The organism is Microcoleus sp. PH2017_35_SFW_U_B (assembly GCF_020737865.1).
Lineage (GTDB): Bacteria > Cyanobacteriota > Cyanobacteriia > Cyanobacteriales > Microcoleaceae > Microcoleus.
In genome coordinates, this window is sequence record NZ_JAEQDE010000034.1 from 41,006 (window position 1) to 55,874 (window position 14,869).

The window sequence follows — 14,869 nt, forward strand, 5'->3', positions numbered from 1 at the left end:
GTAAGGAAGAAGGAAAAAGGAATATTTTCCTAATCTCTCTCAATCTCCTCCAATCTTCCCCAATCTCCCCCTCTCCCCCAACTGTCAACTGTCAACTGTCAACTGTCAACTGTCAACTGTTGAACCCTTCCCCCAGTCAGGTGATTCGTCTGGAGGAAGCTCGATCGCCCAAATTCGCCTAAATTAAAAAATAGCAATGGAGGATTCGATCGCACAAAAAATGAAACTGCTCAACCGCCGGACTCGTCCCCTTCTGCACGCCAGCATCCTGGCCCTGGCCTACTTTGTCACCGGAAAACTCGCAGCGTCCATACTGGGACTGGTGAAAGCCGAAGCCTCCCCAGTGTGGCCACCTGCAGGCATTGCTCTGGCGGCAGTGCTGCTACAAGGGCGGCGGATGTGGCCGGGAATTGCCCTCGGTTCGGTACTGTTAAACTCTACCTTCGCCGCGGGTATACCCTCCCCCGTCATTGTGACATCGGCTTTTAGCGTCACCCTGCAAGCGCTGGCTGGGGAGGCTGTACTCGCCCGGCTCGGATTTTGTACTAAGCTCGATCGACTGCGAGATGTTCTGGGTTTGGTGGCGGGCGCTGTCATCGGGTCTACTTTGCTCGGTTCTGCACTCGGCAACTTGGGTACGTGCTTTTTTGGTTGGGCTCAGTGGAGCAATTTCTCTCGCAACTGGTGGACTACGTGGCTCGGAGACGGCATGGGAATTTTAATTGTCACGCCAGTGTTGCTGACTTTACACCACGCTATTAAAAGTTTTAAATCTCCCATAAATCCTCCGATTATTACTGACTTTTTATCATTGTTTAACTGGCTAAAGTGCCAATTGCCAGTTGCTAATTATGAATCATCAATTGCTAATTATCAATCGCTAACTGCTCATTATTTAACTATATCAAATAAAGCCAGAAATCGCTATAATATTATATTTTTAATTTCTGATTATTTAGAAGCACTCATTTTATTTGTTCTGCTGTTGAGCGTGAGTTGGCTAGTTTTTTGTTGTAAAACAAAGGGGGCGAGTGCTCTTTATCCGCTGGAATATTTGCCTTTTCCTTTCATAGTTTGGGCTGCCCTGCGGTTTCAACAGCAGGGAGCAATTTTTGCTTATTCGATCGTCTCTTGCATCGCGATTTTGGGAGCTGTGCAGGGAGCCGGCCCGTTTCTGGTCAAAAGCGAAAATTTGCAACAGGCGGTTTTATTTTTACAAGCTTTTACTGCTACGATCGCCATTGTCGCCCTGATGTTGGCTGCTGCTGTCGCTGAACGCCAGCAAGCTCTGGTTGAGGTACACCGAACCGCGGCCATGTTGCGCGACGCTCACGCTAGTTTAGCTAACGCTCAGCGCATCGCTCAATTGGGCAATTGGGATTTAAATTGCGCCGCCGTCGCCACAACTACAAACTGTGCAGAAGCCGCAGCACATCATATATCCAATATCGAATTGCGGTGGTCGGATGAACTTTATCGCCTCTTGGGTTTGGCTCCGGGAACTGTGAAACCAACACCAGAAGTTTTTTTGCAGGCGGTACATCCAGATGATAGAGAATTGGTGGCGCGATCGCAATGTCAAGCGATATTTGAGCGCAAATCCTATTGCATTAACTATCGAATTGTACTCGCCGACGGCTCTGAGCGCACTGTCTGCGAACAGTCGGCAATTAATTCTAACGTCATCGCCGCCACAGTCCAAGACGTTACCGATCGCCACCGCACAGAAGCGGCTTTGCGAACATCCTCGGAGCGCGATCGGTTGCTCTCAGAAATGGCCCTGAGAATTCGCCACTCCCTCGATCTCGAAGCAATTCTCAACACTACTGTTGCCGAAGTCCGGCAATTTTTCAAGGCAGACCGGGTGTTCATCGGTATTATGGACGGAGGCGGGGCAAATTTGGCTAGCCCGGCGCGCGGCAAAGTTGTTGCTGAGTCTGTCGCTGTGGAATGTCCTTCTCTTATAGGATGGGTGCTCGCTGACGAAAGTTTTATCGAAAAGCAGAAAGCTTTTTATGCTAACAACCTCGTCCGAGTAGTCTCCGATACTGCTACGGTGCAAGTCAGCAACATCATTGCCAAATTGTACAGCGACTATCAAATTCGGGCGACCTTAACTGTGCCGATCTTCCTCGGGGAAGAATTGTTCGGGATCTTGGCCGTCAACCAGTGTTCTGGGCCCCGCCAGTGGCAAGAATTTGAAATTGATTTGTTAGAAAAACTGGCTACCCAAGTCGCGATCGCCCTCTCTTCAGCCCAACTTTTGCAGCAAGTAAAAGATCTCAATGCCAACTTGGAATCTCAAGTGGAGGAACGCACCCGCCAATTGCAGCAAAAAATGCACGAACTGCAAGAAAGCAACCGCCTCAAAGATTTATTTTTGCACGCAGTTTCTCACAATCTCCGCACTCCAGTTATGGGAATGTTAATCCTGCTGAAAAATTTGCTCAACAAATCGGCCTCTGACTCTCTAGAGCATATTGCGGTTTCTCGATCGATCTTGAAGCGGATCGTTGAAGCTAGCGAACACCAGTTGAGAATGGTTAATGCCTTACTCGACGCTCACGCTAGCGAAGTTCAAGGTATTGTCCTAAATACAGTACCGCTGCATTTGCAGTCTTTAACTTCCGCAATTGTTGCTGAGTTAGAACCAATGCTGGCAAAAAATCAAGCAACTTTGACTTTGGAAATACCCGCAGATTTGCCACAAGTCAATGCCGACAGCAAACACTTGCAGCGAGTTCTGGAAAATCTCCTAACCAATGCTATCAAGCACAATCATCCGGGAGTCAATATAACTTTTAAAGCCGAGGTAATTGAAGTAGAAAAAGCACTGATTTTTGCAGAAAATACACAGGTTTTCACCTCCCGAAATAATTTCGTCGCCCGCTGTATCCCTAACCTGTCATCTGCTGCGGGCGATCGCACGGGGATGTTCGACACCCCAAAAAATCAAGAAACCCGGGCCAAATTTCACCTCGACGGCAGTTGCCAACTGCCCCGCTATCAGGGTCAAATTGGGAATACAGGTGGCAAATTGCCCGATGTCACCGTAAAAATGGTTCGCTGCACTGTAACAGACAATGGAGTCGGAATCAGTGCTAGACAGCGGGAATCTCTGTTTGAACTTTACGTTCAAGACCCCAATAGCCGACAATTAACAGGGCTGGGTTTGGGGCTTTACCTCTCCAAGCAAATTATCAAAGCTCACGGCGGCTTCATCGGCGTCGAAACCACTCCCGGAGGTGGCTCGACTTTCTGGTTTTCGCTACCGACTGTCAGTCGATTTTAGATTTTAGATTTTAGATTTTTAATTTACTTCACAGATGAATGTGGGAGGTTTAACTCTTAGTCTAAAATTTTAATTTCTCCACGACAACAGTCGGGCGCTTGTATCCGTTTGATATGATGTCCGAGCGATTACCATAACAAAAACGGTTCGTAGTGTGGACTTTAGTCCGCAAAAAGAGCGGACTAAAGTCCACACTACGAACCTATTTTATCGCGGTCAATCGACTGGACATCATATGAGGGCTGATTCAACTCAGACAATCGCTATTAACCCAATTATTAAATCTTCAATTATTCAATTATTCAGTCTTCAATTCTTCAATCCAAAATCCAAAATCCAAAATCCAAAATCGTATGTTTTATCCTGGCCATGAAAAATCAGTTCAGGCGTTAACGGTTTACGAGGTGTGGCGCGATCGCTTCCTGCGAGATCGGCTGAGCCCTGCTGTCCGAATTGCCATCTTTTTTGCCTTCACAATAATTGTCTATCTTCTGGGCGAAGCAATCTTCGCTCCCCGGGAATTTAAAATTGTTTATTTGTACACTAGCGCTGCTATACAATTTGGCTTGCTGACTTGTTTGGTGTTGCAAAAAACCTCGATCGGAAAACGCTATCCCGGTTTACTATTTTTGGGTTTTTCGTGGTCGTTAACAGTCGTTGTACAGCTTGGATTAGCCGCAGCAAAAATCGGAGACTTACCACTTTTAACTTGGAGTTTAGCGTTTCTCACTCAAGCGACACTGATGCCCGTCCGCTGGCGCCTTCACCTGATTTCTCAGCTCGGCGTTTTGTTCTGCCACGTTGGCATAAATTTAATTTTAAATCTAAGTTTTGCTAAGTATACTACTTTTCGGCTGAGCGGGTTTTACTTATATTTGTTTTGGTTTTGTTTGATCTGCGATTTGTCGGTTTATTGGTACGAATGCCTGCAACGGAAAGAGTTTAGTACCAGGCGCGAGTTGGAATCTGCTTACCAGCAGTTGGAAGTGGCTGAGGCGAAGTACCGCAGCATTTTTGAGAATGCCGGCGAGGGAATTTTTCAAAGCACTCCCGAGGGGCGCTACATTACGGCTAATCCAGCTTTGGCGCGGATTTACGGCTGCGATTCCCCGGAAGAAGTGACGGCAAAGTTTACTGATATTGAGCGACAGTTGTATGTCGATCCTGTACGCAGAAATCAGTTTTTGCGATCGATCGAGCAAAGCAACACAGTATCGGATTTTGAGTCGCAAATTTATCGCTCAGACGGCAGTATTGTCTGGATATCGGAGAAAGCGCGGGTGGTACGGGATAGCAGCGGCTCCGTGCTTTATTATGAGGGTTTAATTGAGGATATCACGCAGCGCAAACAGGCCCAAGAATCGCAGCGGCTGTTTATTCACGCTCTTTCACACGACTTGCGAAATCCGGTAGCGGGAATGTTAATGGTGCTGAAAAATTGGAAGACAAAAACGGGGGATTCGATAGCAATTCCCCGTTCTGTTTTGGAGCGGATGATTCAAGGTAGCGAGCAGCAATTGCGGTTAATAAATTCGCTGTTGGAAGTTCATGCTGGGGAATTGCGCGGTTTGGTTCTGCACTGCACAGGAGTAGATTTGAGAGCGCTAGTGAAAGCTTCGGCGGCTGATTTGGAGCCTTTAATCAATGATGCTCAAGCTACTTTTACAAATTTAGTGCCAGATGATTTGCCCGCAGTGAATGCTGACTATACTCAGTTGTGGCGCGTTTTCTCTAATTTAATTTCTAATGCTTTGAAACACAATCTTCCCGGACTAAATTTGAAAATTTTTGCTAAAGTAATCCCTAGGGGAAAAAATATCATAAATCAAAGTGAATCGAAACCAGATATCGATAAATTACCAATGCCCCATTCCCAATTCCCAATTCCCCATTCCCCAAGTATGATTTACTGTACCGTTGAAGATGACGGAGTGGGAATATTGCCGGAACAGTGCGAACATCTTTTTGACCTTTACGTTAGGGGCAATCAATCCAGACACTCCGTCGGTTTGGGTTTGGGCTTATACCTGTGCAGGCAAATTATTGGCGCTCACGGCGGGCAAATTGGGGTAATTAGCAGTCACGGTAAAGGGGCAATTTTTTGGTTTACTTTGCCCCTAGCTGAAAATAGCCGATGATTTTTTTGTATTTTTAACTACATTTGAGCGGGGATAATTTTTTTGTATTTTTAAATACATTTCATTGTTGGGTTTGATTGTATTATATCCGTTTAGCTCGGGTGCAGAAAAATCTGTCGATCGCACTATTGATGTTAATTTCAAGCAGTGGTAAGATCGCCGGAACATTTTCCAATTTTTTTTGTTCGATCTTCATATTTTATTTATAAAAATTATTTAATCTAGAAAATCCCTAAAACTAGAGAACAGAACTGCAATTTATGTTTGCCGAGAACTGCTCAGAAAATACAGATCAAAACGATCCAGCGAGGTACGACTCAGCCAAATATAACGAGCGGTCGTTCTCAACTTTAGTTCGGGCTATCCGTCTTTCTCAAGGTTACTTTTCTTTCGTTTTAGTCCACTGCAACTCCCTGGCTTTGCGGCAGCAAATAGTCGATCGCCTCCAAGCAACTTGCACCCAGAAACCGCAGCAACTGTTTGTGCCAAAATCGGCGACATCTCTCTACACGACAATCGCCACAGAAGTAGACGGCGCAAAGCCTCCAGCTTTAATGATTCTCGGTTTGGAGTCAGTGGAGTCGATCGATCGATTGCTAAGTTCTACCAATCTAGTATGCAGCGAGTTCAGCAAAAAGTTTTCCTTTCCCATCGTCTTTTGGGTAACAGATGAACTTCTCAGAAAAATCATTCGCACCGCCCCAGATTTATACAATCGGATGACAACAATTAGATTCATTAGTTAGTAGTCATGGGGCATTGGGCATTGGGCATTGGGCATTGGGCATTGGGCATGGGGCATTGGGCATTGGGCATTGGGCATGGGGCATTGGGCATTGGGCATTGGGCATTGGGCATTGGGCATTGGGCATTGGGCATTGGGCATTGGGCATTGGGCATTGGGCAACTGCGACCAAGAATTAGTACGTTCTTAATTGCTGAAACCCTTAATTTTCTTCCTTCTTCCTTCTTCCTTCTTCCTTCTTCCTTCTTCCTTCTTCCTTCTTCCTTCTTCCTTCTTCCTTCTTCCTTCTTCCTTCTTATTTAAATTCTGCTTCCCAAATCAAAACTAATTCCCGCGCCGCCTCAGTACCCTCAGCGGGAAAATCGGGCAAAAAGTCTTTATCCGCCGCCACCTCATAGGGCCCTTCCTTGAACTCCAAAATCACAGTATCCGCAGCCAAAGCTACCAACGTGTGAATAGTGCCCTCTGGAAGTTCCACAGCGCGAGTGGGCCCGGTTGCGCTAACTCGGAACGATCGCAAAATTTGACCGTCTTCGTTCAAAATCAGAATACCCACTTCTCCTTGAATCACGACAAAAAACTCAAAACCGTTAACTTCCGGGGCGCGCAGGTGGCGGTGAGGGCGCACGTAAGTACCCATTTGCAGCACGTTGACAAACCGCTGCACCTTTTCTGACAAATCGTGGAAATTGTAGTTTTGTCGCCCGCGGGGATTGCTGCGAGAGGAAGCTGCAACTTCGTCTAGCAATTCTTGCGTCAAACACTTAATCGGAGAAGGCTGCACAATAGATATCCTGTATTTAATAGTTTTTGAACAAATCGGCTAGGCTGAGATCATCTTTACCAGCATTTCTTGAGATATGAAAATCGCAAATCAGGTGCGTATCACTAAGGCAATGCGTTTGTCAAGTATTTTTAGAACAAGTATTAGCCCGATCGCCCTTTTGATTATTTTACTCTGTACCAGTAAGGTTTCTGCATCCCAAGCGAAGGCTGGGGGACTGTTAATTCAGCAGGAATTGCCCCAGCAGCAACTCAAAGACGAAATTCGCGATCGAGTTCAAGAAGAAGTGGACATTGCTTTTGGGCGCACGGGCCTGCTGCTAAATGGGTTGGTAATTGCCTTAACTTTGTTTCCGACAGCAGCCGGAGTCATTGTTTGGTTTTTGTTGGGCAAATTGTCCAAGCAGACAACAATTGCTCGCCAAGAAATCGAAAGTCTCCACTACGATACCATCTCTCAATTAAAACTATTAATTTCCGATGCTGAAAGTATCTTAGGTGAAATTCAATACCAAAATCACCCAGCAGATGTAGAAACAGATTTGTTATTACCGGATGCCCAAATTCAAGAATTTGCTCCGGTTAACTACGGCAATTATCAACAGTTATTGACGGCAGCCGACTATGCCAAACAGGGAGATGCTTGTTTCTTTGAAAACCGCTATGAAGATGCGATCGCAGCTTACAATCAAGCACTGCAAATTCAGCCGGATTTAGCCGATACTTGGAACAATCGGGGAGTTGTGCTGACTCGAATGCAGCGGTATCCCGAGGCGATCGCATCCTACGAACAAGCTACCACAATTCGCCCGACCTATCCCGACGCTTGGAACAACCGAGGCGTGGTATTGTTGGAGTTGCAGAAGTACCCGGAGGCGATCGGCTGTTACGAACAAGCCATCCAAGCTAAACCCGATTACGCCGACGCTTGGAACAACCGAGGCGTTGCGTTTTCCAAAATGCAGGAATACGAACAAGCAGTAATTTCGTACAATCAAGCCCTACAAGTCAAAAAAGATTATACTGACGCTTGGAACAATCGAGGCGTGGCACTGTCCAAATTGCAAAAGTACGAAGCGGCGATCGAGTCCTACGACAATGCTGCTAAAATTCGACCTGATTTTTACAGAATATGGTACAATAAAGCCCGATGTTATGCGCTCCAAGGTAAAATTGATTTAGCAATTGAAAATTTAAAGCGCGCCCTGAATCTCAATCCGAATTTGTGCAAAGAGTTGGCAAAAACTGAAGCAGATTTAGAAAAACTTCGCGAACATGATGCGTTTAAACAGTTGATCGGTTAATTGGGCATTGGGCATTGGGCATTGGGCATTGGGCATTGGGCATTGGGCATTGGGCATTGCCCCGCGCAGGGAATTGGGCATTGGGCATTGGGCATTGGGAAGAAGGCCTTCCCAGGGCCGAAAAGCATTGGCCTTCCCAGGGCATCGGCCTTCCCAGGGGATTGGGCATTAGGAATTTAGAAATTGGTAATTGTTAGCAATTAACTAATAACTAATAACTAATAACCGATGCCCGATGCCCGATGCCCGATGCCCCATGCCCGATGCCCTATTCCCTATCCCCTACAAATATTTCTGCAATAGCAAACCCATTTTCTCCTTGGTTGCGGGAGGTACTTTGTCCAGTGGAGTCAGAATTGCATATTTCAAAGCGGAATGTGCCTCAGAAACAGGGGGATTTTCGGTTAGCCTCCGCACAGTTTCTTGAATTACTTTTTGGGCATTTTCTGCATTGCGGTGCAAGTTGGCGATTACCATTTCTACTGTTACGCTGTCGTGTTCTTCATGCCAGCAGTCGTAATCGGTAACTAATGCTAGAGTTGCGTAGGCAATCTCTGCTTCTCTGGCTAATTTTGCTTCGGGTAAATTAGTCATCCCGATGACTGTCGCATCCCAACTGCGGTAAAGATTTGATTCTGCTTTTGTGGAAAATGCGGGGCCTTCCATGCAGACGTAGGTGCCGCCGCGATGCAGGGAAACGTCGGCGAGGTTCAAGGATTCGATCGCGCTTACCAACACTTTAGCCAATTCGCCGCAAATCGGATCGCCGAAGGTGATGTGACCGACTATTCCTTCTCCGAAAAATGTAGAAGCTCGATTTTTTGTGCGATCGATAAACTGATCTGGCACTACCATATCTAAAGGTTTGGCCTCTGTTTTTAGGGAACCAACCGCCGACGCTGAGATTAAATACTCAACTCCTAGACTCTTCATGGCATAGATATTTGCCCGATAGGGGACTTCCGAGGGCAAATAAGTGTGATTGCGGCCGTGTCTGGCCAAAAATGCAACGGGCGTACCGTCTAAGGTTCCCACAATGGCTGCATCAGATGGCGCGCCAAAAGGTGTATCGATTTTTACCTCTTCAACATCCTTGAGGGCTTCCATTTTATACAAACCGCTGCCGCCGATAATGCCGATTTTTGCCTGTGCCATTTTACCCTCTGCCTCAGTTTTACAACATTGATTCTATCGAGCTATTGTTAAGTTTGCGTTAAAATAATTTAATTTTTATAGCGATTGCGATCGTTTATACACTGTTTTGTCACAAGATATGTATGATCTTAATCACAATGTATCTTTACAAAATCTTTAAAAATAAAGGTACAGGGTTCTGTTATCTATTTTCAGGGTGTTAAAAAAATGACAGTCAGTTCTGCTAGCGTACCTAAGATCGCGATCGAGGCGATCGTCCAACGAATCTTTGCTTTCCGCCAAATTACGCCTCTCGACAGGCGGCTGCTGAAGTCTGCAATGCTTTCGACAAACCGTCTCAACGAAAAGGATCGGTGTCAGATTAACCGAGTGCATCAGGGCATCCAAGATGGATTGATTCTGGTTGTGGAATAGATAGACTTTTAAAAAGGGTGCTTCAGTCTGTATCTGCTGGCAGTTATTTTCGGGAGATCATCTGATTTTGGCGATCGAATTTTGAAATAAAAAATAAGATAATCTCGGATAGTTTCATTTGTCCGCAGCTAGAAAGGGCGATCGTTTTGTTAAAGTTTTACTGGCTGCGGATGTCCAGGATTCGGCATTAACTATTGCGAGTTAAAATTTAGCAGCCAAAAGTGTTTGTAGGGTGTGTCGCTATGAATAATCCCTAAAAAAGATTCAAAATCTCGTAGCGACGCACCGACAAGATTTGAGGAAACAACCTCTGTTTTGCTCGGCACCACAAAATTTGGTGCTTAGCAAATTTTTTTCATGCTTGTAAGCTGTACCGCATTTAATACGATTTTTGGAAAAAGATTGCTACACAATAAATGTTTGGTTTGTTTCTCAAAAATTTATTGTCAATAGAAAAAGGTACGTTGTTGCGCTTCAGCGCTCTTTATCTATATATCTAAAGAGGGCTGAAGCCCAACAACGTACCTTAAAGATTTAGGATTGGTATTATTAATTAAAATTTAGCAGCCAAAAGCCTGTATAAGTCATGCCGCTATCATCGGGCTGGACTAAGAGAAAATGCAATCCTTTACTCGATTGTTTGCGCTGTTGGTAAGTTTCGGCGGCGGCTTTTACTTCGCTATCTTCAAAGGTGGCGACAACCCATCGATCGGCTAATCCAGCTTCCAATATCAATCCGTCGGGAGCTCCGGCGATATAGTTCAAGGCGAAGGGTTTGGCTTCCTGAAGCCATCTAGCTAGGCGCATTGACTGTCGCCCGCCGTCAATTACTACTCCGGGTACGGGTACTGTTGAGGCTAAACCCAAGTTCAGGGGTAATAGCAATTCGGGCATTTCTAAGATGGGGATGGGACGCCCTTGGATGGCTTCTAGGATGTCGCCCGCCGGTAGGGATGCAAAACGCCAGGTATCGCCCCAGAGATTTTCGGGTAGGGGGATGGGTGGAGGAGTTTCTAGGTCGATCGCCCGATAAGCTTCATTAGTATAATTAGGCAGACTGGAATATTCTCGATCGCGTTGTTGCAGCAGGGTTTTGAGGGCGGCGGTGCGCCGAGTTGCTTCTACTTTGACGCCCAAAACTTTGCCCGCTGCTTCGATTAAACTGAGAGATTGAGGTCTAAATACTTGGATGATGTCGGGCAATTTCTGGGTTTGAACTTGCTGGAATTGGGCGGCTAGCCAATGGGAGTTGGCTTCCGACTGCCGGCAAAGGGCGCTAAATTGAAATGTTTGTGCGGAGTCGCAGATGAGGAGTTCCCACAATGGTTTGCCGGTTTCGTCTCGGAGAGGGCGGCGGTAGAAATCGGCTTGCCAAATACGCATGGGAATTAAAAAATCAAGTCAAGTTGACTCGATTATTTTAATCTGGTTTGGATTCGCGATCGGGATTTTGCGGTTTTCTCGCGGGGGCTTACGTTTTACCGCCGTTTCAAGCCCTAGACAGGGAAATATGGGTTTTCCGGCTAGCGGGCGCTACGTTGTCAGACTTCGATAAAAGTCAAGTTTCAATCCCTGATAGGGATTTATGGGTTTTCCGGCGAACAGAAACAATTAAGGCTGTGGCAGCTACCACGTTTCAATCCCTGATAGGGATTTATGGGTTTTCCGGCAAAACCGGGAAACCAAAAACCCAAAGAATCGTACTGTTTCAATCCCTGATAGGGATTTATGGGTTTTCCGGCATATGAGGTTTGCCGATTATAATTGCCATATCCAGTTTCAATCCCTGATAGGGATTTATGGGTTTTCCGGCTCAGTAACAGCAACAGCATTTTTGTTTCCAAAAGTTTCAATCCCTGATAGGGATTTATGGGTTTTCCGGCAAAAAGCTGATACAAGTGTGAGTGGCGATCGCATGGTTTCAATCCCTGATAGGGATTTATGGGTTTTCCGGCGCGACACCGGAAGCCACACTCGGAATTATTTAGCAGTTGCATGTTTCAATCCCTGATAGGGATTTATGGGTTTTCCGGCCAGCAATAGGCGCTCCGCAATGAGGGCAACTTTGGGTTTCAATCCCTGATAGGGATTTATGGGTTTTCCGGCTCGATTTTCCACTCAGTGGTTTTTCCACTCGATGGAATTGCTTCGTTTCAATCCCTGATAGGGATTTATGGGTTTTCCGGCCTACCTTTTCGCAATAGCTCACACTTCTCTGCATCACGTTTCAATCCCTGATAGGGATTTATGGGTTTTCCGGCGTAATTAAGCCGAGCGCTGGCGACGCATCTGTCATTTCGTTTCAATCCCTGATAGGGATTTATGGGTTTTCCGGCTCTGCATCGAATTTGTTCGACCTCCTCGGGGTCGCGTTTCAATCCCTGATAGGGATTTATGGGTTTTCCGGCATTTTAATTTAGGTAGGTAAATATGCCGATTGCTTTGTTTCAATCCCTGATAGGGATTTATGGGTTTTCCGGCTCAAGAATACGATCGAAAGCACGGCCAAAGCTGCGGTAGTTTCAATCCCTGATAGGGATTTATGGGTTTTCCGGCCTGGGTAAGCGAACCGAGAGTCAATAGGGCGTTGGTTTCAATCCCTGATAGGGATTTATGGGTTTTCCGGCCCGAACTGGTCGGAGACAGCTATCTCAACAATAAAGACGTTTCAATCCCTGATAGGGATTTATGGGTTTTCCGGCGTTGGTTGTTTCTTCCAAAATCCACTCGGTTTTCGTTTCAATCCCTGATAGGGATTTATGGGTTTTCCGGGAATACGATCGATCGCAAATCCTTTACCTCCTCCAGTTTCAATCCCTGATAGGGATTTATGGGTTTTCCGGCCTGCAATTCTATCAGATGCCGATCGAGAGTTTAGTTTCAATCCCTGATAGGGATTTATGGGTTTTCCGGCGGCCCGCTCCAGAAGCCTTGCTGTATTTGGTTTTCAAGGTGCAGTTCCGTGAATCTAAAACTAAAGTACCATTCTAGCCTTCGGCTTGTCAATCCCCAATTTTTCATACTCACTCCAAAACGTTATCCTGTAAAGCTTCCAGACTTTCCGTGAATCGTTTTTTCAGAAGAGGGGCATCAAATCCTTGCGGAACATGAGTTTGAGCAAAAAAATTTCATACCTCTATTTTAACACCTACCGGTTCACGGAAACTAAGCAAAAAATATTGTTCGATCGCCCGATCGAACCAAACCACGCCCTCAACCCTACCCAAAACCCATCAAAAACAGATGCTGCGATCGCTTTCATAAGAGATCGCTTACGCTAACGTTCCTCGCAATGACATAATACGCGATCGATACGTAAGTCTTGACCCGATCGCACAAAAGCTATCATAAATAAACCATCAACCTCTATCATCCTCGCCGCATCATGAACCCTGCCCTCACTCAATTTGGCACTCAAATGTCTCAACTCACAGGAGTTCGGGCAATTATGAAAGATATTATAGAAACACTCAGATCCGGCCACGGGCAGGAATTTATCAACTTAAGCGCCGGAAATCCGGTGATTTTGCCGGAAGTCGAGCAATTGTGGCGCGATTGCACTGCGGAACTTTTATCGAGTCCCGAATACGGCGAAGTCGTTTGTCGCTACGGTTCCAGCCAAGGTTATCAGCCGTTTATCGATGCAGTATTGGCCGATTTTAACCAGCGTTACAACCTCAATTTGACCGATCGCAACATCCTAATTACTCCCGGAAGTCAATCAATCTACTTCTACGCAGCCAACGCTTTCGGAGGCTACACCACACCAGTCGCCGACACTTCCGATCCGAAATCTCAAATCCGCAACCTAAAGTCGATCGTCCTTCCGTTAAGCCCAGACTACACCGGTTACGGCGGCGTCAGCCTAATTCCCGAAGCAGTCATCGCCTGCAAACCCACGCTAGATATTGATGCAGCCGCCCACCGATTCAAATATCGCCCGGATTTCAGCCAACTTTCCATTGATGAAACCAGCGGTTGCGTCATCTTTTCCCGTCCCTGCAACCCCACCGGCAACGTCCTCACCGACGACGAAGTGCAGAAAATAGCCAATTTAGCAGCCGCTTTCGACGTGCCGGTGTTAGTCGATTCCGCCTACGGGCCTCCCTTCCCCGCCTTGAACTTTACCGAAATGAAGCCGATTTTCGGCGGCAATATCGTCCACTGCATGAGTTTGTCGAAGGCCGGATTACCGGGTGAAAGAATCGGAATTGCGATCGGCGATGAAGGAATTATTCAAATATTAGAATCTTTTCAGACCAATATGTGCATTCACTCGCCGAGATACGGACAGGCGATCGCAGCTAGGGCCATTAAGTCCGGCGCCCTAGCCGACATTTCCCTCAACGTAATTCGCCCGTACTATCAAAGCAAATTTGCAGTAGTTGAAAGCACGCTAGAACACGCAATGCCGAAGGATTTGCCATGGTTCTTGCACCGAGGCGAAGGAGCAATCTTTGCCTGGTTGTGGCTCAAAGATTTGCCAATGACTGATTGGGAAATGTATCAAGAATTGAAGAAAGTCGGCGTAATTGTCGTGCCGGGAAGTTCTTTCTTCCCAGGTTTGCGGGAAGATTGGCAGCACAAGCACGAGTGTTTGCGGATTAGTTTGACTGCGACAAATGATGAAATTGAAACTGCGATGAAACGTTTGGCTCAACTGGTAGAAAAACTTTATCTATAGCGGTTATCAGAAAGATGAGGTACGTTGTTGGGCTTCAGCCCTCTTGGTTGAACTGGTTATGTAAGCTGTCAGTCATATAGCGGTTCTCAGAAAGATGAGGTATGTTGTTGGGCTTCAGCCCTCTTGGTTTAAGCGGTTATATAAGCTGTCAATTATACCTCATCTTTTTGAGAAAGGCTATATCTTAATTTGTTATTAGATGACACGGCGGTTTTTACCGCCCGTCTTCTTTGTACTCGTTACTAGAACGAACCAGTTATAGCATTTATCAGAAAGATGATGAATGTAAATGGAGTTTTTGATGCCACCTCGCTTAGTATATAATCACTACTCTCAGAGGGCCCAAGCCCAACA

General features: G+C 46.1%; 10 protein-coding genes and 1 CRISPR repeat array. Of the genes, 7 read left to right on the forward strand and 3 right to left on the reverse strand.

Annotated elements, in window-relative coordinates; genetic code table 11:
• Positions 1 to 196 precede the first annotated feature (196 nt).
• The 4 genes from JGK36_RS08855 to JGK36_RS08870 all read left to right on the forward strand — a co-directional run bounded on the left by JGK36_RS08855 (position 197) and on the right by JGK36_RS08870 (position 6,478).
• Complete coding sequence (locus JGK36_RS08855) at positions 197 to 3,292, forward strand: MASE1 domain-containing protein (RefSeq protein ID WP_293196494.1); 3,096 nt, start codon at positions 197 to 199, stop codon at positions 3,290 to 3,292.
• 353 nt (positions 3,293 to 3,645) lie between these two features.
• Positions 3,646 to 5,430 carry a PAS domain-containing sensor histidine kinase gene (locus JGK36_RS08860; protein WP_293189913.1) on the forward strand — a complete coding sequence of 595 codons (1,785 nt, stop codon included), beginning with the start codon at positions 3,646 to 3,648 and terminating at the stop codon, positions 5,428 to 5,430.
• Positions 5,431 to 5,690: 260 nt separating this feature from the next.
• The gene (locus JGK36_RS08865) at positions 5,691 to 6,176 is read left to right on the forward strand and encodes a hypothetical protein (RefSeq protein ID WP_293196493.1); all 486 of its coding nucleotides are present in this window, start codon (positions 5,691 to 5,693) and stop codon (positions 6,174 to 6,176) included.
• A gap of 5 nt (positions 6,177 to 6,181) precedes the next feature.
• Entirely contained in the window at positions 6,182 to 6,478 is a 297-nt protein-coding gene (locus JGK36_RS08870) for a hypothetical protein (protein ID WP_293196492.1), read from the forward strand.
• Here JGK36_RS08870 and JGK36_RS08875 read toward each other — a convergent pair.
• On the reverse strand, positions 6,471 to 6,959 hold the full coding sequence (locus tag JGK36_RS08875) for a WbuC family cupin fold metalloprotein (RefSeq protein WP_293196490.1): 489 nt from the start codon (positions 6,957 to 6,959) through the stop codon (positions 6,471 to 6,473). The two genes, JGK36_RS08870 and JGK36_RS08875, sit on opposite strands and share 8 nt — an antisense overlap.
• Positions 6,960 to 7,035: 76 nt before the next feature.
• Here JGK36_RS08875 and JGK36_RS08880 point away from each other — a divergent pair, with 76 nt between their 5' ends.
• Entirely contained in the window at positions 7,036 to 8,262 is a 1,227-nt protein-coding gene (locus JGK36_RS08880) for a tetratricopeptide repeat protein (RefSeq protein ID WP_293189905.1), read from the forward strand.
• A gap of 282 nt (positions 8,263 to 8,544) precedes the next feature.
• On the opposite strand, the gene JGK36_RS08885 is transcribed toward JGK36_RS08880, so the two are convergent.
• Entirely contained in the window at positions 8,545 to 9,417 is an 873-nt protein-coding gene (locus tag JGK36_RS08885) for an S-methyl-5'-thioadenosine phosphorylase (protein WP_293189903.1), read from the reverse strand.
• A gap of 207 nt (positions 9,418 to 9,624) precedes the next feature.
• Here JGK36_RS08885 and JGK36_RS08890 point away from each other — a divergent pair, with 207 nt between their 5' ends.
• Positions 9,625 to 9,831 (forward strand): hypothetical protein, encoded by a 207-nt coding sequence (locus JGK36_RS08890; protein ID WP_293149903.1) that lies wholly within the window; start codon positions 9,625 to 9,627, stop codon positions 9,829 to 9,831.
• 549 nt (positions 9,832 to 10,380) lie between these two features.
• Here the strand turns inward: JGK36_RS08890 and JGK36_RS08895 are convergent.
• A complete protein-coding gene (locus tag JGK36_RS08895; RefSeq protein WP_293196488.1) occupies positions 10,381 to 11,214 on the reverse strand; it encodes a Tab2/Atab2 family RNA-binding protein in 834 nt (277 codons plus the stop codon).
• 104 nt (positions 11,215 to 11,318) lie between these two features.
• A CRISPR array of direct repeats spans positions 11,319 to 12,745; the repeat unit is 37 nt; unit sequence GTTTCAATCCCTGATAGGGATTTATGGGTTTTCCGGC.
• A 471-nt stretch (positions 12,746 to 13,216) separates the two neighbouring features.
• Here JGK36_RS08895 and JGK36_RS08900 point away from each other — a divergent pair.
• Positions 13,217 to 14,515, forward strand: a complete 1,299-nt coding sequence (locus JGK36_RS08900; protein ID WP_293183441.1) for a valine--pyruvate transaminase — start codon at positions 13,217 to 13,219, stop codon at positions 14,513 to 14,515.
• Positions 14,516 to 14,869 lie beyond the last annotated feature (354 nt).

Coding starts and splice junctions, on each gene's coding strand:
- JGK36_RS08870 (WP_293196492.1), top strand. CDS start 6,182: ATGGGGCATTGGGCATTGGGCATTGGGCATTGGGCATTGGGCATGGGG.
- JGK36_RS08885 (WP_293189903.1), bottom strand. CDS start 9,417: ATGGCACAGGCAAAAATCGGCATTATCGGCGGCAGCGGTTTGTATAAA.
- JGK36_RS08865 (WP_293196493.1), top strand. CDS start 5,691: ATGTTTGCCGAGAACTGCTCAGAAAATACAGATCAAAACGATCCAGCG.
- JGK36_RS08895 (WP_293196488.1), bottom strand. CDS start 11,214: ATGCGTATTTGGCAAGCCGATTTCTACCGCCGCCCTCTCCGAGACGAA.
- JGK36_RS08900 (WP_293183441.1), top strand. CDS start 13,217: ATGAACCCTGCCCTCACTCAATTTGGCACTCAAATGTCTCAACTCACA.
- JGK36_RS08855 (WP_293196494.1), top strand. CDS start 197: ATGGAGGATTCGATCGCACAAAAAATGAAACTGCTCAACCGCCGGACT.
- JGK36_RS08860 (WP_293189913.1), top strand. CDS start 3,646: ATGTTTTATCCTGGCCATGAAAAATCAGTTCAGGCGTTAACGGTTTAC.
- JGK36_RS08880 (WP_293189905.1), top strand. CDS start 7,036: ATGAAAATCGCAAATCAGGTGCGTATCACTAAGGCAATGCGTTTGTCA.
- JGK36_RS08890 (WP_293149903.1), top strand. CDS start 9,625: ATGACAGTCAGTTCTGCTAGCGTACCTAAGATCGCGATCGAGGCGATC.